Genomic DNA, 21,521 nt, shown 5'->3' on the forward strand with positions numbered 1-21,521 from the left:
GCGCCACCGTGTTCCGGCGGCCTGTTGCAAACCCATGTTTGTCCGGGGGTTCGCGCGGAACGTCGCAAGCGTCCGGCGAGAGGTCAACCAGCTTTGCGCCAAGGTCCGGTCAGAACGCGACCTCCACGCTCGGCAGGTTCAGCGCCCGGATCAGGTCGCGGACCTCCTGTCTTGCGGCGATGTTCGACAGGTTGAGGTTGGAGATGCCGATGTCGCGGAGGTCCAGCAACGTCATGCCTCGCGGGAACAGCTCCCGGAAGATCACCCGTTCCGAGAAGCCCGGCGCGACGCGGAAGCCGATGCGGCGGGACAGCTCATCGAGCGCCCGCCCCATTTTGCGCTTGTTGTGCATCTCCTGCGCGCCGAGCCGGTTGCGCAGGACGATCCAGTCGATGGCCCGGAGCCCGGCCTTCGCGCGAAGCTGCCGGGCGTGCCAGACCATCTCAGAATAGACGGAGGGGCCGAGAATCTGCTGCGTTTCCGGGTCGATCCGCGCGAGAAGGTCGAAATCGACGAAGCTGTCGTTCAGCGGCGTCACCAGCGTGTCGGCAAGGCTGTGGGCGACCTGGCTCAGTCGCGTGTGGCTGCCGGGGCAGTCGATGACGATGAAGTCGCAATCGGCCTCGAGCTCCGCCACGGCGAGGGCGAGCGACTTGTCGAACGGGTTTTCGCCCTCGTCGAGCTCGGCCCGGTCCACCTTGGGCAGGCCCATGACGCGCGGCGTGGGCAGGGAGACGTCGTGTTTCGCCGCGTAATCCGTCCGGTTCTCAAGGTAGCGCGTGAAAGTCCGCTGCCGCAGGTCGAGGTCGAGCGCGCCGACCCGCTGGCCGGACCGGGCGAGCGCGGTGGCCGTGTGCATGCAGGAGGTGGACTTGCCGGAGCCGCCCTTCTCGTTGCCGAACACGATGATGTGCGCCATGCCGCGATCCCCGGTCGTCGCCCGCGCGCCCGTCTTAGACGCCCGGCCCCGCGATGCCCAGAATCCGCCAGCCCCGGCGCCACGGAAAAGCCCGGCCGATAGCAAAAACGTCGCGCCCGGAACGTAAGACGCCGCCCCGAGGGGCGGCTTCGCTTCGCTGCGCGGGGCAGGTGCTTAGAAGCCGAGGCCCGCGTACTTGTTCTTGAACTTCGACACGCGGCCGCCGGTATCCATCAGGCGCGAGGTGCCGCCGGTCCAAGCCGGATGCACGCTGGGGTCGATGTCGAGGGTGAGCTGGTCGCCCTCCTTGCCCCAGGTCGAGCGCATCTGGACGACCGTGCCGTCGACGAGCTTCACGTCGATCGTGTGGTATTCGGGATGCAGGTCCTTCTTCACGACGCCTCTCCTTCGGTCTTCGGGGCACGGTAGTTCGTCTGCTCCACGATCCGGGCCGATTTGCCGCGGCGGGTGCGCAGGTAGTAGAGCTTCGAGCGGCGGACGCGACCGCGGCGGACCACGGTGATCTCGTCGATATTGGTCGAGTGCAACGGGAAGACGCGTTCCACGCCCTCGCCGAAGGAAATCTTGCGGACGGTGAAGGAGCCGGCGATGCCGTGGCCGTTCTTGCGGCTGATGCAGACGCCTTCGTAGTTCTGCACCCGCGTGCGCGTCCCTTCGGTCACCTTGAAGCCGACGCGAATGGTGTCGCCGGCCTTGAAGTCCGGAATCTTGTGATCGAGCGCGGTGACTTGCTCCGCCTCGAGCTGTGCGATGAGGTCCATTGGACCCTCCTATGGCTACGACGCGGTTTGCCCGCGGATGATGTCCTGCGCCCGGTGGCGCGGCTGTTCTTTGTTGCAACGCAGTGCGCCCCGGCGGACCGGGGCGATGCGTAGCGCGCCTCTACTGCGAGTCCGTCCCCCGATCAAGGGGGGCGTGGCGGGCGGCGTAGGTCTCCCACAGATCGGGGCGTCGCTCACGGGTCAGTCGTTCCGACTCCGCCCGACGCCATTCCGCGACGCGGCCGTGATGGCCGGAAGTCAGCACCTCGGGAATGCCGCGCCCGGCCCATTCGGCGGGTTTGGTATAATGCGGGTGCTCCAGAAGCCCGTGCGAGAAGCTCTCCTCCTCGGTCGAGGCCGCGTTGCCCAGGACGCCGGGCAGGAGACGGATCGTGGCGTCGAGCATCGCCTGCGCGGCAAGTTCCCCCCCGGTCAGGACGAAATCGCCGAGCGAGACTTCGATCAGGCCGAAATGTTCGATCACCCGTTCGTCGAGTCCTTCGAACCGCCCGCAGAGGAACGTGGCGCCGGGCCCGCGCGCGAGGTTGCGGGCCATCGCCTGATCGAAGCGCCGGCCGCGCGGGCTGGGGTAGAGCATCGGGCCGGGGCCGCGCGCCGCCTCGAGCGCCGCGCCCGCCACGTCCGGTCGCAGCACCAGGCCGGGGCCGCCCCCGGCGGGCGTGTCGTCGACGTTGCGGTGCCGGGTCAGGCCGTAGTCTCGCAGGTCGGTCACCTCGAGCGACCAGATCCCGTTTCTCAGCGCGGTGCCGGTCAGGCTTTGCCCGAGGATGCCCGGAAAGGCGTCGGGCAGGAGCGTGACGACGCGTGCCTGCCAGGCTCCGGCCGGCACTTCGTCCGCCATGAGATCGCGCGGGCGCGTGGAGGCGCGGATCGACTTGCGGCCGTGGGATCGTGAAGCGTCGTCCATGCGCCGGCCCTATAACGGACCGGCACCGAGCGGAAGCGTCACGCGATGGCGATGATGCCGAGCACGACGAGCAGGAAGATCACGAGCGCGATGACGATGAGGATCTTCGCGCCGGTGAGGGCCATGCCGGAGACACGTCCCATCCCGAGAAAGGCCGCGATGGCGGCGACGGCGAGCAGGATGAGGATAAGTTCGAGCATGGTTGTCTCCGTGGCTTGCTTGGTCCGCCAACGTCCCGCCCGATCCGCAGGTTCCGAGACGAGCTAGATGACCGCGAGCTCCGGGAACGGCTCCTGCCGCAGGATCCGGTCCGGCGCGAAGGGCGACAGGTCGAGCGTCCGGTAGCCGCCGGTCGTGATCCATTCAGCCACGCCCCGGCCCATCGCGGGCGATTGCTGCAGCCCGTGGCCGGAGAAGCCGTTAAGGATCACGAAGCCGTCCAGTTCGGAATGCGGCCCGACGATGGCATTGGCGTCGAGCACGTTCAGATCGTAATGCCCGACCCAGGATCGCTTGACCCGTATGCGCTCGAAGGCCGGCACGCGCGTGGCGATGATGGGCCAGACATGCTCCTCCCACAGGTCCCATTCGCCGGCGAAATCGTCGGGATCGACCGCCGGGTCGAGCGCGGGCGTGCAACCGGCCATGTAGAGTGCGCCATCGGTGCGGACGTGGACGCCGCTCGGGTCGATGGTGAGCGGCAGGTCCTGTCCCAGCGGCCGCTCCGCATCGAACACCCAGGTGTAACGCTTGCGCGGCTCCACCGGCAGGTCGAGCCCGGCCATGCGCGCCACCTCCGCCCCGCGCGTGCCGGCGGCGTTCACGACGATGCCGGCGGGCAGGGCGCGACCGTCGGCGAGCGTCACGCCACCGACGCGGCCGCCCCGCGTGTCGATGCCGGCGACCGCGCCGTCGAGATAGGTCACGCCCCGTTGGCGCGCGATGCGGCGCCACCAGTCGAACATGGTGGTGCCGTCGAAATAGCCCTCGTCCCGCGTACCGTGCGAGCCGAGCAGGATGCCGTCGAGGTCGTAGAACGGCCAGCGCGCCGCCATCTCTTCCGGCGTCATCAGCCGTGTGCCCGCCCCGGCGGCGACCTGCACCGCATGCGCCTGCCGCAACTGCGCGGCCTTCGCCGCATCGGCGGCGAGGTAGAGATAGCCGAAGGCATGCAGGTGGATCGGCGGCACGCGGTCGTCGCCCATCCGCTCCCGGAACTCGCGAAGGAACCGCACGCCGAACTGGCTGATCGCGACGTTGAGCGGATTGCCGAATTGCTGGCGGATGCAGCTGTTGGTGAAGGCGGTGGCGCAGGCGGCGTAGGTCGGGTCGCGCTCGACCACGGTGATCCGGTCCGGCGGGTGGCCGAGTTCCGTCAGCCACCAGGCGAGCGAGGAGCCCATGATGGCCCCGCCGACGATCACGACGCGTTCGGACATGGCACCGCCTCCTTTACGGTGACGCTACCTCTCGCACGGGCATGCGCAAGCCTCGCGACGCGCTAGTCGCGATGCGTCAGCGAGACGAAGACGTCCTCGAGGTCGGCCTCCTCGGTGCGCACGTCGCGGATCGAGATGCCGGCCGCATGGACCGCCGCGAGCAGGCGCTCGGCGGACACGGTTTCGCGGTTGTAGGTCAGCGCCAGCGCGCCGTCGGGGCGACGGTCGAGCTCCACCCCTTCGGGCAGGGCGAAATCGCCCGGCGCTTCTTCGGGGACGATCACCATCGTCTTGCCGTCGAGCCGGTTGAGAAGGTTCTTTGTCCGGTCGCGCGCCACCAAACCCCCCTCGGCAATAATGGCGATTTCGTCGCACATGTCCTGTGCCTCTTCGAGGTAATGCGTCGTCAGGATGATCGTCATGCCGCGCTCGCGGTTGAGCATCCGGACGTTGCGCCAGAGCATCTGCCTGAGCTCGATGTCCACGCCCGCCGTCGGCTCGTCGAGGACGAGGATCTGCGGATGGTGGACGAGCGCCTTGGCCAGAAGGAGACGCCGCCGCATCCCGCCCGACAGCGTGCGCGCATAGGCATCGGCCTTGTCGGCGAGGCCGACGAGCTCGAGGATGTCCTTCGTCGTCCGGTCGCGGGCCGGCACACCGTACAGGCCGGCCTGCACCTCGAGCGCCGCCTGCGGCGTGAAGAACGGGTCGAGATTGAGCTCCTGCGGCATGACGCCGATGGCGGCGCGGGACTGGCGCGGGTTCACGTCCTGGTCGAAGCCCCAGATGCGGACCTTGCCGGAGGTCTTGCGGACGAGGCCGGCCATGATGTTGATGATCGTCGATTTGCCCGCCCCGTTCGGGCCCAGCAAACCGAAGATGCTGCCGGTCGGGATCGTCAGGTCGAGGCCCTTCAGCGCCTCCTTCGCGGGGGACTTCCCGTCGCCGGCATAGACCTTGCGCAGAGCTTCGATCTCGATTGCGTTCGTCATGTCGGGCTCCGGGTGTTGCGCGTGCCCCGGCCGCTCAGGCATAAGCCGGTCACGGCCCACCTATTGCGGGCTCGATCCAGCGACAACCCAGCGACCCCCCGAGGCCCGGACATGACCCACGGAACCCCGCGCTATCCGCACCGTCAGCACGACCTGCCGCCCCCCGAGGTGGAGAAGGTCACCTCGCTGCGCGTCGCCTGTGACGGCGGCGAGGCCGGGCTGGGCCACCCGCGGGTCTGGCTAACGATCGACCCGAAGATCGGGCATGTCGATTGCGGCTATTGCGACAAGCGGTTCGAGCTCGAAGGCGACGGCGGGCACTGAGCCGGAAACAATTCGCGCCTCATGCGTTGATCGTCCCTGAACCGTGGGATTCCTGCGGCGCCGCGTCCTGCATGACGCGGCGTAGCTTCCACGATTCGTTACGAAAGGGTGAACGAAGTCGCGCTATGATCGCTCGCATGACCGATAGTCTCGAACGCCATCTTGAGGATGCCGCCCGCGTCTACGACCGGGCCGAACTGCGCAGCGACGCTGTCGTCCATTTGGCGGGGCTCGTGCTCGCGCTGGCGGCCGTCCCGACGCTGATCACGCTGACCGCGACGCTGCGCGGTGACGCGCTCGGCATCGTCGCGGTCTCGGTCTACGGCGCGACCCTGATCGCGATGCTCTCTGCGTCCCTGGCTTACAACCATATCGACAATCCCGACTGGAAGGATCGGCTGCGCCGGCTCGACCTGTCGGCGATCTACCTCAAGATCGCGGGGACGGTCACGCCCTTCGCGCTCCTGTCGGGGACGGGAACGCTGTTTCTCGCGGCGATGTGGACCGTGGCGATCATCGCGACGGCCACGGCCTTCCTCCGGCGGCGGCGGTCCACCGCGCTCTCCATCGGGATCGGCCTCGGCATGGGCTGGGCCGTGCTGATCGGCGGTGACGAGGTGATCGCCACGACCTCCTGGCCGGTCTTCGTGCTGATGCTGGCCGGCGGTCTGCTCTATTCGCTGGGCACGCCGTTCCTCGTGCTCGAGCGTCTGCGGTTCCACAACGCGATCTGGCACGGATTCGTGGTCGCGGCCTCGGTCATCTTCTTCGTGGCGATCCTGCTGCACGTCCTGGCGACCCGCGTCGTCTGACCGCCCGCCCCGGTGTGGCACCCCCCCGGCGTTCGTGGCATGACATGCCCGACGATTTCCCGGAGGACGTGCGATGACATTCGGCAAGGGCCACCACCTTCACCTGATCGACGGCTCGGCCTTCATCTTCCGCGCCTTCCACGCCTTGCCGCCGCTCACCCGGAAGTCCGACGGCCTGCCGATCGGGGCGGTGGCGGGGTTCTGCAACATGCTCGACCGCTACGTGGAGGGCAATTCCGGGTCGGACGCGGCAACCCACGTGGCGGTGATCTTCGACAAGGGCAGCCACACCTTCCGCAACGACATGTACGACCTCTACAAGGCGAACCGCTCGGAGATGCCAGAGGACCTGCGCCCGCAGATCCCGCTCACCCGCGAGGCGACGGCCGCCTTCAACATCGCCTGCGAGGAGATGGAGGGGTGGGAGGCCGACGACATCATCGCCACGCTTGCCTGCCGCGCGCGGGAGGCCGGGGGGCGGGTCACGATCCTGTCCTCGGACAAGGACCTGATGCAGCTCGTCGGCGACGGGGTAGAGATGCTCGACCCGATGAAGAACCGCCGCATCGATGCGGACGGCGTGTTCGAGAAGTTCGGCGTCGGCCCCGATCGGGTCGTGGACGTGCAGGCGCTCGCCGGCGACAGCGTGGACAACGTGCCCGGCGCCCCGGGGATCGGCATCAAGACCGCCGCGCAACTCATTCAGGAATTCGGCTCGCTCGAGGAGCTTCTGGACCGTGCCGAGGAGATCAAGCAGCCCAAGCGCCGGCAGACGCTGATCGAGTTCCGCGCCCAGATCGAGACGTCGAAGCGGCTCGTCGCACTCGACTGCGACACGCCGCTCGCCTTCGGGCTCGACGACCTCGAAATCCGCGACGCGGAGCCGGAGCGGCTGCTCGACTTCCTCAACCGGATGGAGTTCCGCACGCTCACGCGGCGCATCGCCGAACGGCTGAACCGGACGCCCCCCGCCGCCGTGGAGAGCGCGCCGGACACGGCGGCGCCCGACCTGCCCGAAGACCCGATCATCGACCACGAGACCTACGAGACGGTGCGGGACGAGGCCGCGCTGCAGGGCTGGCTCGACCGGATCGCGCGGACGGGTTACGTCGCGGTCGACACCGAGACGACCTCCCTCGACGAGATGCAGGCGGAGCTCGTCGGGATCTCGCTCGCCACCGAGCCGGGCGTGGCCTGCTACATCCCGCTCGCGCACCGCACGGGCGACAGCGACCTTTTCGCGGGCGACGCGCTGGCCGAGGGGCAGATGCCGAAGGCCCGGGCGCTCGAGATGCTGAAGCCGATGCTGGAGGATCCGGCGGTCCTGAAGATCGGCCAGAACCTGAAGTACGATTTCAAGATCCTCGCGCGCGAGGGCGTCACGCTGCACCCGATCGACGACACGATGCTGCTCTCCTACGCGCAGCACGGGGGGCTGCACGTCCACGGGATGGACCTGCTCGCCGACCGCTACCTCAACCACCAGACCATCGCGATCAAGACGCTGATCGGGACGGGCAAGTCCGCCGTCACCTTCGACAGGGTCGCCATCGAGAAGGCTGCGCCCTACGCCGCCGAGGACGCCGACGTGACGCTGCGGCTCTGGCGGATGCTGAAGCCGCGGTTGCATACCGCGCGCGTCACGCAGGTCTACGAGACGCTGGAGCGGCCGCTCGTCCCGGTGCTCGCGCGGATGGAGATGGCCGGCGTGCTGGTGGACCGCGAGGTGCTGAGCCGGATGTCGGGCGCCTTCGCGCAGAAGATGGCGGCGCTGGAGGAGGAGATCACCGAGAAGGCGGGGCGGGCGTTCAAGATCGGCTCTCCCAAGCAGCTTGGCGAGGTGCTGTTCGACGAGCTGGGCCTCACCTTGCCCGACGGCAAGCCCGCCAAGAAGACGAAGACCGGCGCCTACGCGACCGGGGCCGACGTGCTGGAGGATCTGGCGACGGTGCACGACCTGCCGCGGCTGATCCTCGACTGGCGGCAGATCGACAAGCTGAAGTCCACCTATACCGACAAGCTGCAGACCCATATCCACCCCGAGACGGGACGGGTCCACACCTCCTATTCCATCGCAGGCGCCAATACGGGGCGGCTCGCCTCGACCGATCCGAACCTGCAGAACATCCCGATCCGCACCGAGGAGGGCCGCCGCATCCGCGAGGCCTTCGTCGCGCCCGAGGGCCGGGTGCTGGTCAGCCTCGACTATAGCCAGATCGAGTTGCGCATCCTCGCCCACGTCGCCGGGATCGACGCGCTGAAGGCGGCGTTCCGCGAGGGGCAGGACATCCACGCGATCACCGCGAGCCAGATGTTCGGCGTGCCGCTGGACGAGATGACGCCGGACGTGCGCCGGCAGGCCAAGGCGATCAACTTCGGGGTGATCTACGGCATTTCCGGCTTCGGACTGGCGCGGAACCTGCGCATCCCGCGCGACGCGGCGCAGGCCTTCATCGACACCTATTTCGAACGCTTCCCCGGCATCCGTGCCTACATGGACGACACGATCCGCTTCGCGAAGGAACACGGCCGGGTCGAAACGCTGTTCGGCCGCCGCATCCACACGCCCGAGATCAACGCCAAGGGGCCCGGCGCCGGCTTCGCCCGCCGCGCCGCCATCAACGCGCCGATCCAAGGCACGGCGGCCGACGTGATCCGGCGGGCGATGGTGCGGATGGACGCGGCGATCGCGGATCTCGATGCGAAGATGCTGCTGCAGGTCCACGACGAGTTGCTGTTCGAAGTCGCCGAGAACGCCGTGGACGCGCTGATCGAACGGGCGCGCGAGGTGATGGAGGGGGCGAACATGCCCGTGGTCGACCTTTCGGTGCCGCTGACCGTCGATGCCGGCCGCGGACCGACCTGGGCGGCGGCGCATTAGGAAAAGTTAATGGAACTGCGGGTCCGAAAGGTCGGTCTGTTCGTTGCGTACGACATGACCAAACGGAGCAGATCATGTTTCATCATTCCAGCAAGTTGCAATACGAGGTCCGGGTCGACAATCCCGATCCGGTCTTCGCCAAGTATCTCCAGCAGGCCATCGGCGGGATCGAGGGCGAGATCCGCGTCGCCATGCAGTATTTCTTCCAGGCGATGGGCGCCCGCGGCGACGCACGGTTCCGCGACATGTTGATGATGACGGCCACCGAGGAGCTCAGCCATATCGAGTTCCTCGGCCATGCCGTCGCGCTCAACCTCGAGAAGGCGCCGCTTTCGCAGCAGGAGGCCGCCGCGCAGGACAGCGTCGTCGGCGCGATCCTGGGCGGAATGAACCCGCGGCACGTCCTGTCGTCGGGCCTGTCGGCGATGCCGGTGAACGCTAACGGCGTGCCCTTCGACATGAGTCACATCTACGCGACCGGCAACATCGCCGCCGACATGCTGGCGAATGCCACGGCGGAGGCGGGCGGACGCGTGCTGGCTTCGCGGCTCTACAACATGACCGACGATGCGGGGATGAAGGACATGCTGTCTTTCCTGATCGCGCGCGACACGATGCACCAGCAGCAATGGCTGGCCGTGATCGAGGAGCTGGGCGGCATCGGCGCGGCGCTCCCGATCCCGAACGCCACGCCGGAGGAGCACGAGGCGACGGAGCACAGCTACTACTTCCTCAACACCTCGCTCGACGAGCCGACCCCGGAAGGCGTCTGGACCAACGGGGGCCAGTCGCTCGACGGGCGCGGCACCTTCACGGCTCGCGAGAAGGTCGAGCCGCTGGGCCAGAAGCCCGATCTCGGCAAGGCGCGCCCCGGCTCCGGCGCGCAGAAGGAACAGATCTGAGTCCAAGCCCAGGCGGCGGTGCATTCGCTGCCTGGGCCCTTCGATGCAGCCAAGTGGGGATCGTCCCGGGACACCTATATGTTCCGCAATAGTCCGGATCCGGTCGATCAGTTGATCGAGTAGTCCTGCGGCGAAACGTGACCATTTTTTTCGGGTCAAACGGTGCACGTAACGACGCCGCCGCGCGATTGCCGGTCAGATCGTCAAGGTTGGAAGATCTTGTCAACCTTGAGTTCTCGCCTGTCGCGCTGGTACCTTTAGCCGAAGGCCACATGAGTGCGAAGGGCCTGCCTTGCGACTGCCGCTCTCACATTTCGCGCGAAACGACGGTATGCCCGGCTTCGGGCGGCTGTTTCGTGACACCGTGAGGACCAGCAGAACACTCATCCTCATCTTTGCCGTTCTGGGCTTCGTGGTTCATATGGGTTGGGGTTCGGGATTCTTGGCGTTTGGCGTTATCCTAGGTTCTCTACCCGGATTCGTGGTGGTCGATGAAACGACGAAGAGAAGGCGGATAGGATCCAGCCTCTTCGGCTTCGCCGCTATTCTCATAATGATGTTCGCGTCCTTCCTGTTTGTATCTGCCGTAGGTCGGACCGACCCCCTGATCGACTGGACGCTTTCGGAGTTCTGCTTTGTGCTGTCGCTTGCCTTGTTCGTCCCGTTGATCGTCAGGGTCTATTTCGTCGTCACGACGGAATGCAGGACGGCAGGGTTCATCCCGTACCTTGTGCCTGTCCTTCTCTTCGCAATGCTGCGATGGGTTCTCGCAATCGCCATTTTGGTAGTCCCGTCCTTTATCGGAATTCTCCACCGTCCGATCCTGAATGAGTTTACTTGGGCTACGCTGGTGCGGATTCTGGCGGATGGTAGTCTGGATGCGGTGACGTTCGTATTCTTCGTCGTTGCGGCCCTCCACAATCTGAAGCCGTTAGCTGTTGAACCTGAGGGTTCCAGCAACGTCAGCGAAATGAAGGGGACGAGGTAAACGAATATGTCCCACGACCACTCCCATCATGGCCATTCCCATGCCCATATCGATCCGAAGGCGGGGGACCGGAAGGTCTTCGTCGCCATCGCCATCAATCTCGGCCTGACCGTCGCGCAGATCGTGGCCGGGATCGTCTCCGGCAGCCTCGCGATGATCGCCGACGCGGTCCACAACCTCTCGGACGCGCTCTCGCTCGTCATCGCCTTCGCGGCCCGCCGGATCGCGCGCAAGCCATCCGATGCGCAGATGACCTTCGGCTACGGACGCGCCGAGATGGTCGCGGCGCTGGTGAACTACACGACGCTCGCCATCATCGCGCTCTGGCTCGTCTGGGAGGGGATCGACCGGATGATCCACCCGACCGAGGTCGCGGGTTGGATCATCGTGATCGTCGCGGCCATCGCCCTCGTCGTCGATGTTGCGACCGCGCTCCTGGTGTACGGGATGTCGAAATCCTCGGCCAACATCCGCGCGGCGTTCCTGCACAACCTCGCCGACGCGCTGGGTTCCGTGGGCGTGATCGTGGCGGGGACGCTCATCCTCCTCTTCGACTGGACGATCGTCGATCCGATCATCACGCTGGCCATCGCCGCCTACATCCTCTGGCATGTCTGGGAAGGGGCGCCGCGGGTGGTACGGATGCTCATGCTCGGCGCGCCGCCGGGGCTCGACGCGGACGAGGTGCTGGCGGGCATGGAGGGCGTCGCGGGCGTCCGGGCGATCCACCACCTCCATCTGTGGGAGGTGCAGGAGGGCCAGCCCGCCGTCGACGCGCATGTCGTGACGACCGGCGATCCCGCCGAGTTGCGCGCGCGGATGGGCCGTTTCCTCCATGACACGTTCGGGGTCGAGCACGCGACTTTGGAGGTCGAGCGGCCGGGCGACTGCCCGCCGGATGCCGCGGCCATCGGGCATTGACGCTGATCGCCTTCAACAAGCCGATGAACGTGCTGAGCCAGTTCACCGACGAGGGGCGCTGGCCCGGGCTCGCGCGCTGGATCGACGTGCCCGGCGTCTACGCCGCGGGACGTCTCGACCGCGACAGCGAGGGCTTGCTGCTTCTGACCGACGACGGCCGGCTGCAGGCGCGGATCACCGCGCCGGGTTCCCGGACGCCTAAGACCTATTACGCATTGGTCGAGGGCACGCCCGACACCGCCGCGCTCGACGCGTTGCGGCGCGGAGTCGCGCTCAAGGACGGGCCGACCCGCCCGGCGGAGGTGGCGGAGGTCGCGGCGCCGGACTGGCTCTGGCCGCGCGACCCGCCGGTCCGGTTCCGCAAGTCCGTGCCGGACGCCTGGCTGCGCCTCACCATCACCGAGGGGCGCAACCGGCAGGTCCGGCGCATGTGTGCGCATGTCGGCCTGCCGGTCCTGCGCCTGATCCGCTGGTCGGTCGGCGACTGGACCCTCGACGGCCTGCCTGCGGGGGAATGGCGCAGGCTCTGAACGGAACCGGCCCGGGCCGCACCCGTTGCCCCGCGACAGATAGGAGCCCCGACATGCCCGATACGCGACCCGTTCCCGGCCGACCCGCACCCGACCTGAAGCTCGACCTCATCATCGACGCCAAATGGGATCTGGCCGAACAGGATCCCGGTGCCTTCACGATGATCGTGTTCTACCGCGGCGTGCATTGCCCGATCTGCCGGAGTTTCCTGACCGACCTGCGCGGCGTGTACGACGACTTCCTGTCGAAGGGTGTCGAGGTCATCAACGTTTCGATGGACACGCACGAGAAGGCGACGAAGGCGCACGAGGAATGGGGCCTGGACCCGATCCCGATGGGCTACGCCCTGACCGAGGAGCAAGCCCGCGCCTGGGGCCTCTACCTGTCGGAGGGCCGCACCGATGCGGAGCCGGAGACGTTCAGCGAGCCGGGCCTGGCGCTCGTGACGCCCGACGGGACGCTCTACATTGCCGAAGCGTCGAGCGCGCCGTTCCTGCGCCCCGACCTCAAGCTGCTCCTGTCGAAGATCGACATGATCCGCGAGAAGGACTACCCGCCGCGCGGGACGCTGGCCGCCTAGGCGGCCGGCAAGACGTTCGCGGACGGCGGATCGCATGTAGAGCCGTGGAGCCTCCGGCGGGAGTATTTCCGCCAAGAAGAACGGCGCCGCCCGGATCCGGCTGCGGCGGTTCGGCGGAAGGCGGCTATGGCAACGCGTCCGTGTCGATGATTGGGAAGAACGCGCCGCCGGAGCGCAGACCGAAGCGGCCGTCTTCCTCCTCCCCGATCTCGACCAAGCGATAGAACGATTTCCGGTCGATCAGCGCTTCGAGCCCGTGGCGGACCTCGACGTAGGGAGAGGGCTCGCCGTCCGCCCCGAGTTCGACGCGGATCGGGTGCTCCGGCCCGGCAGTGACGCGGTCACCCACATTGGTCTCGAAGCTGATGGCACCGCCCTCGGCCTCGAAATCGACGGCGACGAAGGGCGCGTCCTCGACGGTGATGCCGACCTTCTCGACCGGGGTGACGAGGAAATGGCGATCCCCCTCGCGCTTCAGGATCGAGGCGAAAAGCCGCACCAGGGCGATCCGGCCGATCGGCGTCCCCTCGTGGATCCAGGTCCCGTCGCGCCGGATGGTGATGTCCATCTCGCCGCAATAGGGCGGATCCCACAAATGCACGGGTGCGGGGCCGCGCTTGCCCTTCGTGGCCTGCTGCGCGGCGTCCATCACCAACGCTGGCGACGGGTTCACGTGTTCTTGTCCGCCCATTGCCCTTTGACCTCGCATCCGTCAGCCATACCCTGACACCTAACAGATGAGCCGCGCGGGAGTAATGCAATGGCAGACGACCTTCTGAGCGAGATCGAGGCCCTCGGAACGCGGCTGGGCGAGGCGCGCACCGCCGTCGCGACCCGCATCATCGGGCAGGACCGGGTGGTCGAGCTGTCGCTCGCCGCGATGCTCGCCGGCGGTCACGCGCTCCTGATGGGCCTGCCGGGCCTCGGCAAGACGCGTCTGGTGGAGACGCTCGCCACGGTGATGGGCCTCGACGGCAGTCGCATCCAGTTCACGCCGGATCTGATGCCGGCCGACATCCTCGGCTCCGAAGTGCTGGAGACCGCTGCCGACGGCACCCGCGCGTTCCGGTACATCGAGGGGCCGATCTTCGCGCAGCTCCTGATGGCCGACGAGATCAACCGCGCCTCGCCCCGCACGCAGTCGGCGCTACTGCAGGCAATGCAGGAGCGGGAGGTCACGGTGGCGGGTCAGACGCGCGTCCTGCCGAAGCCGTTCCACGTGCTCGCCACGCAGAACCCGATCGAGCAGGAGGGGACCTACCCGCTTCCCGAGGCGCAGCTCGACCGGTTCCTCGTGAAGATCGACGTCGAATATCCCGACCGCGCGACGGAACGGAACATCGTGCTGGCCACGACGGGCGCCAGTGACGAGCCGGCCTATCGGGTCTTCGATCCGGCCGCTCTGATCGCGGCGCAGGGCGTGGTGCGGCGGATGCCGGTGGGCGACTCGGTCGTGGACCTGATCCTCGACCTCGTCCGCGCCTGCCGGCCCGAGGGCACCGACGCGCCGGATTCCGTGCGCCGTCACGTCGCTTGGGGCCCCGGCCCGCGCGCGGCGCAGGCGCTGATGTTGCTGACACGGGCGCAGGCGCTGCTCGAGGGGCGGCTCGCGCCCGACCCGACCGACGTTGCGCGGCTGGCGCGGCCGGTCCTGGGACATCGCATGGCGCTGTCCTTCGCCGCGCGGGCCGAGGGCGTGGTGCTCGATCAGGTCATCGACGAGGTTTCGGCGCGCGTGACCCGCGTCGAGCAGGCCGCTTGACCCCGACGCTCCATACGCCCGAGACGCTGCGCGCGCGCTCGGAAGGGATCGCCGCGGGTCTGCCCGGCCTCCTGATGGCGGCGGAGCGGCTGGCGGCGACGATCCTTCTGGGCGAGCACGGCCGCAAGCGTGCCGGACCGGGCGACACGTTCTGGCAGTACCGCTCGGCGCAGCCGGGTGACGCACGCCGCGGCATCGACTGGCGGCAATCGGCGCGCAGTGACGGCCATTTCGTGCGCGAGACCGAATGGCAGGCGGCGCAGACCCTGATGCTGTGGGTCGACGACGCGGCCTCGATGCGGTTCGCCGCCGGCGACAGGCCCTCCAAGCTGCGCCGCGCGCAGACGCTGGCACTAGCCCTTGCCGTTCTCGCCGTGAAGGCCGGCGAGCGGACTGGCCTCGCCGCGCTACCGGAACCGGCACGGGGCGGGCGGGCGCAGCTCATCCGCATGGCGGACGCGCTGATGGAGGGGGGCGACGTGCCCGATTACGGCGCGCCCCGTCCGCGCGTCATGCCGATGGGCTCCCGCGCCGTGTTCCTGTCGGATTTCCTCGGTCCCGTGGAGCCGGTCGCCGAGGCATTGACCGCCGCCGCCGATCGGGGCGTCGGGGGGGTGCTCGTGCAGGTGCTCGATCCCGACGAGGAGGCGTTCCCCTATGACGGGCGCACATTGTTCGAGAGCATGTCCGGCGCCGTCCGCTTCGAGACGCTGAAGGCCGGGCGCCTCCGCGACGATTATCTCGACCGTCTCGCCACCCGTCGCGCGGCGCTGCGCGACCTCTGCGCGCGGACCGGCTGGCGCTTCCATCTCCACCACAGCGACGGCGCCGCGAGCGCCGCGCTGCTGTCGCTCTACACCGCGCTGGAACGGCGGCGTTGAGCTGGCTTGCCTTCACCACGCCGCTCTTGCTGCTGGCGCTGATCGTCCTGCCGATCCTGTGGTGGCTGCTCCGTGCCGTGCCGCCCGCGCCGATCCGGCGGCGCTTTCCCGGCATCGTGCTCCTGCTCGGGCTGAAGGACGACGAGAGCCAGACGGCGACGACGCCTTGGTGGCTGCTTGCGTTGCGGATGCTGGCGCTCGCCGCGGTCATCGTGGGTTTCGCCGGTCCCGTCCTGAACCCGCGTCAGGCGGGGACGGGGACCGGGCCGCTCCTCGTACTGATGGATGCGAGCTGGGCGTCCGCGCGGGACTGGACCCCGCGCATGGCGAAGGTGGAGCAGATGCTGCGCGACGCCGCGCGGGCTGGGCGGCTGGCCGCCGTCCTGCCGCTGACCGAACCGCTGCCCGAGGAGATGCCGTGGCAATCGGCCGCCGCCTGGGTCGAGCGGCTGCCGTCGATCCAGCCGCATCCGTGGGCGCCGGACTACGCCGCGCTGGGCGATCTCGACACCGAAGGGGCGGAGATCGTCTGGGTCTCCGACGGGCTCGACCGGCCGGGGCGCGACGCGCTCGACGCGCGGGTGATCGAGAGCGGTCGGCCGATCCTAGGCCTCGCGCCAGCGACCTATGCCGATGGGCTGATCCAGCTCCGTGCGATCCGTGCCGGCGACACGACCGAGCGCGGTGTCGACTTGCGCGCCATCGGGCCGGGACCGAACGGCGCGTTGACGCAGTTGGGCGTCGCGCGGGCCGAGTTCGCCGCCGGTGCGACGGAAGCGGAGGTGGAGTTGTCGCTGCCACCCGAATTGCGCAACCGCACGACCCGGTTCGAGATCGCCGCCGAACGCTCCGCCGGTGCGGTGACGCTGGCCGATGACAGCCTGTCGCGGCGCGAGGTCGCGCTGCTGACGCAGGCCGAGGACGAGTCGCAGGACCTGCTCTCGCCGCTCTACTATCTTCGTCAGGCGTTGGAGCCGACGGCCGATCTGATCGAGGGCGATCTTGCCACGATCCTGCCCGCTTCGCCCGACGTGCTCGTCCTGGCCGACGTCGCGCGGCTGTCGCCTGCCGAGACGCGCGACGTGACCGAATGGGTCGAGGAGGGCGGGCTGCTTCTGCGCTTCGCCGGTCCGAACCTCGCCGCCTCCGACCTGTCGCGCGACACCGAGGATGCGCTTCTGCCAGTCCGTCTGCGCTCCGGCGGACGCTCGGTCGGCGGCGCGCTGAGTTGGGGCGAGCCGAAGACGCTGCAGCCTTTCGACGAGACCTCGCCCTTCTGGGGGCTTGAAATCCCCGATGAGGTCACGGTGTCGAGCCAGATCGTCGCACAGCCCGACCCGACGCTCGCGGACCGCACCCTCGCGGCGCTCGCCGACGGCACGCCGCTGGTCACGCGCAAGACTCTGGGGCAGGGGCAGGTCGTCCTGTTCCACGTCACCGCCAACGCCGAGTGGTCGACCCTGCCGCTTTCCGGCTTGTTCGTGCAGATGCTCGAGCGGCTCGCCGTCTCCACCCGCCCTGCCGCGCTCTCGCCCGAGGCGCTGGAGGGCACGACCTGGGTGCCGCGCGTGGTGCTCGACGGGTTCGGCACGGCGCGGGACGCGGGCAATCTGGGCGGCATCGAAGGCGCGGCTTTCGTCGACCCCGAGCCCTCCGCCGACCTGCCGCCCGGAATCTACGAGGGGCCGGGGCAGAGCCTCGCCGTCAACGTCCTCGACGCGGAGGCGGAACTCGCTCCGTCCGTCTGGCCCGCGGGGATAGTGGTGGAGGGCCTCGAACGTGCGGAGGAGACAGACCTCATGCCATTCTTCCTTGCCGCGAGCCTCGTGCTGCTGGCCTTCGATGCGCTGGCCACACTTGTTCTCGGCGGACGCCTGCGCCGCGGGGCGGTCGCGGCGCTTGCCGGGCTCCTCCTCGTCGCGCCGCCCGAGGCGCGGGCGCAGGAGGGCGGGACGCCCTTCCCGGGCGAGGTCGCGCTGGCCTACGTGCAAACCGGCGACGCACAGCTCGACGCGACCTCCGGGGCGGGGCTGCAGGGCCTGTCGAACGTCCTGCTGCAACGCACCTCGGTCGAGCCGGAAGCGCCGCGCGGCGTGGACCTGGAAACCGACGAGCTCGCCTTCTTCCCGCTCCTCTACTGGCCCGTGACCGAGAATCAGCCGATCCCGTCCGACGAGGCCTATGCCCGGCTGAACCGCTATCTGCGCGGCGGTGGCATGATCGTCTTCGACACCCGCGACGCCGATATCGGGGGCTTCGGATCCTCCTCGCCGGCCTCGGTGCACCTGCGCGAGCTCGCCGCGCCGCTCGACATCCCCCCGCTCGAGCCGCTGCCGGCGGACCACGTGATGACCCGCTCCTTCTACCTGCTGCAGGACTATCCCGGCCGCTACAATTCCCACGACGTCTGGGTCGAGGCCGCCCCGCCGGAGGAGCCGGTCGAGGGCATGCCGTTCCGCAACCTGAACGACGGCGTGACCCCGGTGGTGATCGGCGCGAACGACTGGGCCGCGGCCTGGGCGGTGGACGCGAACGGCCGTCCGACCCTGCCCGTGGGACGCGGATTCGCGGGCGAGCGCCAGAGGGAGATCGCCTACCGCTTCGGCGTGAACCTCGTGATGCACGTCCTGTCGGGCAACTACAAATCCGATCAGGTCCACGTCCCCGCGCTGCTCGACCGGCTCGGCAACTAGGAGGGCATTCATGGCCCGCGAGATCATCCTCGATCCGATGCTGCCCTGGCCGCTGATCGCGGCGTTGGGCTTTGCGGCGCTGGCCGTGTGCCTGCTCGCGGCGTTCCGGGGCCTGCCCGGCTGGTGGCTGCGCGCGCTCGCCGCGGTGGCGCTCGTCGTCGCGCTGCTCGACCCGAGCTTGCAGACCGAGGATCGCGAGCCGCTCTCCGACATCCTCCTGATCGCGGTGGACGAGAGCGCGAGCCAGCAACTCACCGACCGGCCGGAACAGACCGAGGCGGCGCTGGCCGACCTGCTGCAGCAGGCTCAGGGCGACGGGCTCGACACCCGCGTCGCCCGTGTCAGCGACGGCGAGGGCGACAGCGGCACGCTCGTGATGGGCGCGCTTTCGGAAATGCTGGCCGACGTGCCGCGCGACCGGGTGGCCGGCGCGGTCGTCATCTCGGACGGGCGCGTCCACGACGCCGAGCTCGCCCCCGACCTGCCGGCACCGCTGCACCTGCTGGAAACGGGGCACGACACCGACTGGGACCGCCGCCTGATCGTGTCGAACGCGCCGAGCTTCGCGATCCTCGACGAAGAGTTCACCATCACGCTGCGCATCGAGGATCAGGGCGACGTGCCCGACGCGATGGGCGACGAGGCGGAGATCGTGCTGGCCATCGACGGCGGCGAGCCGCGTACCTACACGATCCCGGTCAACGAAGACCTCGAACTTCCGGTGACGTTGCCGCACGGAGGCCTCAACGTCATCGAGTTCACGGTGCCGGAGGCCGAGGGTGAGCTCACCCCCCGCAACAACGCCGCCGTGATCCAGATCAACGGCGTACGCGACAGGCTGCGCGTGCTCCTCGTCTCGGGCGAACCGCATCCGGGACAGCGGACCTGGCGCAACCTGTTGAAGGCCGACAGCGCGGTGGACCTCGTGCATTTCACCATCCTGCGCCCGCCGGGCAAGCAGGACGGCGTGCCGGTGACCGAACTGTCGCTCATCGCCTTTCCGACGCGCGAGCTGTTCTCCGAAAAGATCGACGAGTTCGATCTCATCATCTTCGACCGCTACCAGCGGCGTGGCATCCTGCCGTCGATCTATCTCGACAACGTGCGCCGCTACGTGGAGGAGGGCGGCGCGATGCTGGTCGCGGCCGGTCCGGACTTCGCCACCGCCGACAGCATCTTCCGTTCACCGCTGGCCCCCATCCTGCCCGCCGCACCGACGGCGATCGTGCTCGACGAAGGGTTCGAGCCGGTAATCTCCGAGACTGGTGAGAAGCACCCCGTGACCGAGGGCCTGCCGCGCGATTACGGCGAGGACGGCGCGCCCTGGGGCCGCTGGTTCCGTCAGGTGCAGGTCGAGGCGGCCCCGGACAGCGAGACGCTGATGGAGGGGGCCGAGGACGAGCCGCTTCTGGTGCTGAACCGCATCGGCGCGGGGCGCGTGGCGTTGCTCGGCTCCGACCATGTCTGGCTCTGGGACCGCGGCTTCGAGGGCGGCGGACCGCAGGCGGAGCTTTTGCGCCGGCTCGCCCACTGGCTGATGCAGGAGCCCGAGCTCGAGGAGGAGGCGCTGACCGCGCAGGCTCTCGGTCAGGAGATCACGGTGACGCGCCGCACGCTGGGCGACGCGCCGGGCGCCGTGACCGTGACCGCACCGGACGGCACCGAGAGCGTGCTGCAGCTGACCGAAGAGGCACCGGGCCGCCATGTGGGGCGCTTCGAGGGCGAGGCGCAGGGCCTCTACCGCATGGTCGAGGGCGAGCGGACCGCGGTGATCGGGCTCGGCCCCGCCGCACCGCGCGAATTCGTCGAGACCATCGCGACCGACGCCGTCCTCGCGAACGCCATCGACGCCCGCGAGGGCGGGGCGATCGCATTGGAGGACGGCGAACCGGACCTGCGCTCCGTCCGGGAGGGCCGCAATGCCGCCGGGCGCGGCTGGATCGGCTGGACGCCGCGGAACGCCTACCTGACCGCCGACATCCGCATCCTGTCGCTCGTGCCCGCCTGGCTGTTCCTTCTCCTCGCCGCCGGGCTCGCCACCTGGGCGTGGCTGCGCGAAGGGCGCCGCTGAGCCGACGGGGGCGCATTCCCGCTTGCATCGCGCCGGATTTGTGATGTCTTCCGCGCGGACCGGAACGATGGGGGACGGGACGATGCCGATCATACACGCACGCGCGCTTCTGACCGCGGCCATGCTCGCGCTGACGGGCCTGCCCGCCGCGTCGCAGGAGGTGACGCTGACGCTGCACCAGTTCCTGCCGGCGGACGCGAACGTGCCGCGCCTCATCCTCGACGTCTGGGCCGACCGGATCGAGGCCGCCTCGGAGGGCCGGATCGAGATCGAGCGCTATCCGTCGATGCAGCTCGGCGGCCGTCCGCCGGAACTGATGGACCAGGCGATCGATGGCGTGGCCGACATCGTCTGGACCGCCACCGGCTACACGCCCGGCCGCTTCCCCCGCGCCGAGGTCTTCGAGCTGCCGTTCCTCGTTTCCGAGGCCGGCGCGGCGAGCGGCGCGTTCTGGCAGCTCTACGAGCGCGACATGCAGGAGGAGTTCGCCGGCGTCCGCCTGCTCGCCACATGGGTCCACGGCCCGGGCGTGATCCATGCCGACCGGGAGGTCGCGACCCCGTCCGACCTGCGCGGCATGAAGGTTCGCGGCCCCTCGCGGATCGTGAACACGATGCTCGAGACGCTCGGCGCGACGCCCGTCGGCATGCCGGTGCCGGCCGTGCCCGAGGCGCTGTCGAAGGGCGTGATCGACGGGACGACGATCCCCTGGGAGGTGACCGGCTCGCTCCGCGTACCCGAGCTGGTGACGCACCATACCGAGTTCGAGGGTCCGATGCTCTACACGCTGACCTTCGTGCTGGCGATGAACCGGGACCGCTACGAGAGCCTGCCCGACGATCTGCGGCAGGTCATCGACGACAATTCCGGCCTCGACTTCTCAATCTTCGCCGGCGAGACGCAGGCCGCCGCCGATGCGCCCGCACGGGCCGTCGCAGTCGAGGCGGGCAATGCCATCGTGACGGTACAGGGCGACGCGCTCGAACCTTGGGTCGCGGCGGCGGAGCCGGTCCGCACGGCCTGGGTCGCGGGGATGGAGGCGCTCGGGATCGACGGGCAGGCGCTGATCGACGACGCCCGGGCCCTGATGGAGTCCGGCGGTCGCTGAACGCCGC

The 21,521-nt window shown here is 68.9% G+C and carries 21 protein-coding genes; 13 read left to right on the forward strand and 8 right to left on the reverse strand.

The window, feature by feature from the left end; all coding sequences use genetic code 11:
* Positions 1-109: 109 nt before the first annotated feature.
* From Q1A87_RS09925 to Q1A87_RS09955, 7 genes are all read right to left on the reverse strand, one after another.
* On the reverse strand, positions 110-919 hold the full coding sequence (locus Q1A87_RS09925) for a division plane positioning ATPase MipZ (RefSeq protein ID WP_299650511.1): 810 nt from the start codon (positions 917-919) through the stop codon (positions 110-112).
* A gap of 174 nt (positions 920-1,093) precedes the next feature.
* Positions 1,094-1,315, reverse strand: a complete 222-nt coding sequence (gene rpmE / locus Q1A87_RS09930) for a 50S ribosomal protein L31 (RefSeq protein WP_299650513.1) — start codon at positions 1,313-1,315, stop codon at positions 1,094-1,096.
* Positions 1,312-1,701 carry a 50S ribosomal protein L19 gene (gene rplS / locus Q1A87_RS09935; protein ID WP_299650515.1) on the reverse strand — a complete coding sequence of 130 codons (390 nt, stop codon included), beginning with the start codon at positions 1,699-1,701 and terminating at the stop codon, positions 1,312-1,314. Before rplS ends, rpmE begins: the two co-directional genes overlap by 4 nt.
* 121 nt (positions 1,702-1,822) lie before the next feature.
* On the reverse strand, positions 1,823-2,629 hold the full coding sequence (gene trmD / locus Q1A87_RS09940) for a tRNA (guanosine(37)-N1)-methyltransferase TrmD (RefSeq protein WP_299650518.1): 807 nt from the start codon (positions 2,627-2,629) through the stop codon (positions 1,823-1,825).
* A 38-nt stretch (positions 2,630-2,667) separates the two neighbouring features.
* On the reverse strand, positions 2,668-2,829 hold the full coding sequence (locus Q1A87_RS09945) for a DUF1328 family protein (protein ID WP_299650521.1): 162 nt from the start codon (positions 2,827-2,829) through the stop codon (positions 2,668-2,670).
* A 63-nt stretch (positions 2,830-2,892) separates the two neighbouring features.
* Complete coding sequence (locus Q1A87_RS09950) at positions 2,893-4,068, reverse strand: FAD-binding oxidoreductase (protein WP_299650524.1); 1,176 nt, start codon at positions 4,066-4,068, stop codon at positions 2,893-2,895.
* A 62-nt stretch (positions 4,069-4,130) separates the two neighbouring features.
* Entirely contained in the window at positions 4,131-5,060 is a 930-nt protein-coding gene (locus Q1A87_RS09955; RefSeq protein ID WP_299650527.1) for an ABC transporter ATP-binding protein, read from the reverse strand.
* A gap of 111 nt (positions 5,061-5,171) precedes the next feature.
* Between Q1A87_RS09955 and Q1A87_RS09960 the strand changes: the two genes are divergently transcribed.
* The 8 genes from Q1A87_RS09960 (at position 5,172) to Q1A87_RS09995 (ending at position 12,999) form a co-directional block, all read left to right on the forward strand.
* Positions 5,172-5,384, forward strand: coding sequence for a zinc-finger domain-containing protein (locus tag Q1A87_RS09960; RefSeq protein WP_299650530.1), 213 nt, complete (start codon positions 5,172-5,174; stop codon positions 5,382-5,384).
* A gap of 137 nt (positions 5,385-5,521) precedes the next feature.
* Positions 5,522-6,196, forward strand: a complete 675-nt coding sequence (locus tag Q1A87_RS09965) for a hemolysin III family protein (RefSeq protein ID WP_299650533.1) — start codon at positions 5,522-5,524, stop codon at positions 6,194-6,196.
* Positions 6,197-6,269: 73 nt separating this feature from the next.
* Positions 6,270-9,077 (forward strand): DNA polymerase I, encoded by a 2,808-nt coding sequence (polA, locus tag Q1A87_RS09970; RefSeq protein ID WP_299650536.1) that lies wholly within the window; start codon positions 6,270-6,272, stop codon positions 9,075-9,077.
* Between the two features lie 74 nt (positions 9,078-9,151).
* Positions 9,152-9,979 (forward strand): manganese catalase family protein, encoded by an 828-nt coding sequence (locus Q1A87_RS09975; RefSeq protein WP_299650539.1) that lies wholly within the window; start codon positions 9,152-9,154, stop codon positions 9,977-9,979.
* 292 nt (positions 9,980-10,271) lie between these two features.
* Positions 10,272-10,967 (forward strand): hypothetical protein, encoded by a 696-nt coding sequence (locus Q1A87_RS09980; protein ID WP_299650542.1) that lies wholly within the window; start codon positions 10,272-10,274, stop codon positions 10,965-10,967.
* 6 nt (positions 10,968-10,973) lie between these two features.
* The gene (locus tag Q1A87_RS09985; RefSeq protein ID WP_299650545.1) at positions 10,974-11,888 is read left to right on the forward strand and encodes a cation diffusion facilitator family transporter; all 915 of its coding nucleotides are present in this window, start codon (positions 10,974-10,976) and stop codon (positions 11,886-11,888) included.
* The gene (locus tag Q1A87_RS09990; RefSeq protein WP_299650548.1) at positions 11,885-12,418 is read left to right on the forward strand and encodes a pseudouridine synthase; all 534 of its coding nucleotides are present in this window, start codon (positions 11,885-11,887) and stop codon (positions 12,416-12,418) included. The genes Q1A87_RS09985 and Q1A87_RS09990 overlap by 4 nt, the downstream gene beginning before the upstream one ends.
* A 53-nt stretch (positions 12,419-12,471) precedes the next feature.
* On the forward strand, positions 12,472-12,999 hold the full coding sequence (locus Q1A87_RS09995) for a redoxin domain-containing protein (protein ID WP_299650551.1): 528 nt from the start codon (positions 12,472-12,474) through the stop codon (positions 12,997-12,999).
* A gap of 124 nt (positions 13,000-13,123) precedes the next feature.
* On the opposite strand, the gene Q1A87_RS10000 is transcribed toward Q1A87_RS09995, so the two are convergent.
* Entirely contained in the window at positions 13,124-13,690 is a 567-nt protein-coding gene (locus Q1A87_RS10000; RefSeq protein ID WP_299650554.1) for a DUF1285 domain-containing protein, read from the reverse strand.
* A gap of 69 nt (positions 13,691-13,759) precedes the next feature.
* Here Q1A87_RS10000 and Q1A87_RS10005 point away from each other — a divergent pair, with 69 nt between their 5' ends.
* The 5 genes from Q1A87_RS10005 to Q1A87_RS10025 all read left to right on the forward strand — a co-directional run bounded on the left by Q1A87_RS10005 (position 13,760) and on the right by Q1A87_RS10025 (position 21,514).
* Complete coding sequence (locus Q1A87_RS10005) at positions 13,760-14,761, forward strand: MoxR family ATPase (RefSeq protein WP_299650557.1); 1,002 nt, start codon at positions 13,760-13,762, stop codon at positions 14,759-14,761.
* Positions 14,758-15,642 (forward strand): DUF58 domain-containing protein, encoded by an 885-nt coding sequence (locus tag Q1A87_RS10010; RefSeq protein ID WP_299650560.1) that lies wholly within the window; start codon positions 14,758-14,760, stop codon positions 15,640-15,642. Before Q1A87_RS10005 ends, Q1A87_RS10010 begins: the two co-directional genes overlap by 4 nt.
* Positions 15,639-18,335: a DUF4159 domain-containing protein gene (locus Q1A87_RS10015; protein ID WP_299650563.1), complete on the forward strand. Its 2,697-nt coding sequence runs from the start codon at positions 15,639-15,641 to the stop codon at positions 18,333-18,335. Before Q1A87_RS10010 ends, Q1A87_RS10015 begins: the two co-directional genes overlap by 4 nt.
* A gap of 10 nt (positions 18,336-18,345) precedes the next feature.
* Entirely contained in the window at positions 18,346-20,406 is a 2,061-nt protein-coding gene (locus Q1A87_RS10020) for a hypothetical protein (RefSeq protein WP_299650566.1), read from the forward strand.
* 121 nt (positions 20,407-20,527) lie between these two features.
* Entirely contained in the window at positions 20,528-21,514 is a 987-nt protein-coding gene (locus Q1A87_RS10025) for a TRAP transporter substrate-binding protein (RefSeq protein ID WP_299650697.1), read from the forward strand.
* Positions 21,515-21,521 lie beyond the last annotated feature (7 nt).

Source organism: uncultured Jannaschia sp. (assembly GCF_947494055.1).
In the GTDB taxonomy this organism is placed as follows: Bacteria; Pseudomonadota; Alphaproteobacteria; order Rhodobacterales; family Rhodobacteraceae; genus Jannaschia.

Coding starts and splice junctions, on each gene's coding strand:
- Q1A87_RS09965 (WP_299650533.1), top strand. CDS start 5,522: ATGACCGATAGTCTCGAACGCCATCTTGAGGATGCCGCCCGCGTCTAC.
- Q1A87_RS09985 (WP_299650545.1), top strand. CDS start 10,974: ATGTCCCACGACCACTCCCATCATGGCCATTCCCATGCCCATATCGAT.
- Q1A87_RS09945 (WP_299650521.1), bottom strand. CDS start 2,829: ATGCTCGAACTTATCCTCATCCTGCTCGCCGTCGCCGCCATCGCGGCC.
- Q1A87_RS10000 (WP_299650554.1), bottom strand. CDS start 13,690: ATGGGCGGACAAGAACACGTGAACCCGTCGCCAGCGTTGGTGATGGAC.
- trmD (WP_299650518.1), bottom strand. CDS start 2,629: ATGGACGACGCTTCACGATCCCACGGCCGCAAGTCGATCCGCGCCTCC.
- polA (WP_299650536.1), top strand. CDS start 6,270: ATGACATTCGGCAAGGGCCACCACCTTCACCTGATCGACGGCTCGGCC.
- Q1A87_RS09995 (WP_299650551.1), top strand. CDS start 12,472: ATGCCCGATACGCGACCCGTTCCCGGCCGACCCGCACCCGACCTGAAG.
- rplS (WP_299650515.1), bottom strand. CDS start 1,701: ATGGACCTCATCGCACAGCTCGAGGCGGAGCAAGTCACCGCGCTCGAT.
- Q1A87_RS09955 (WP_299650527.1), bottom strand. CDS start 5,060: ATGACGAACGCAATCGAGATCGAAGCTCTGCGCAAGGTCTATGCCGGC.
- Q1A87_RS10005 (WP_299650557.1), top strand. CDS start 13,760: ATGGCAGACGACCTTCTGAGCGAGATCGAGGCCCTCGGAACGCGGCTG.
- Q1A87_RS09950 (WP_299650524.1), bottom strand. CDS start 4,068: ATGTCCGAACGCGTCGTGATCGTCGGCGGGGCCATCATGGGCTCCTCG.
- Q1A87_RS10020 (WP_299650566.1), top strand. CDS start 18,346: ATGGCCCGCGAGATCATCCTCGATCCGATGCTGCCCTGGCCGCTGATC.
- Q1A87_RS09975 (WP_299650539.1), top strand. CDS start 9,152: ATGTTTCATCATTCCAGCAAGTTGCAATACGAGGTCCGGGTCGACAAT.
- Q1A87_RS09925 (WP_299650511.1), bottom strand. CDS start 919: ATGGCGCACATCATCGTGTTCGGCAACGAGAAGGGCGGCTCCGGCAAG.
- Q1A87_RS10025 (WP_299650697.1), top strand. CDS start 20,528: ATGCTCGCGCTGACGGGCCTGCCCGCCGCGTCGCAGGAGGTGACGCTG.
- Q1A87_RS09960 (WP_299650530.1), top strand. CDS start 5,172: ATGACCCACGGAACCCCGCGCTATCCGCACCGTCAGCACGACCTGCCG.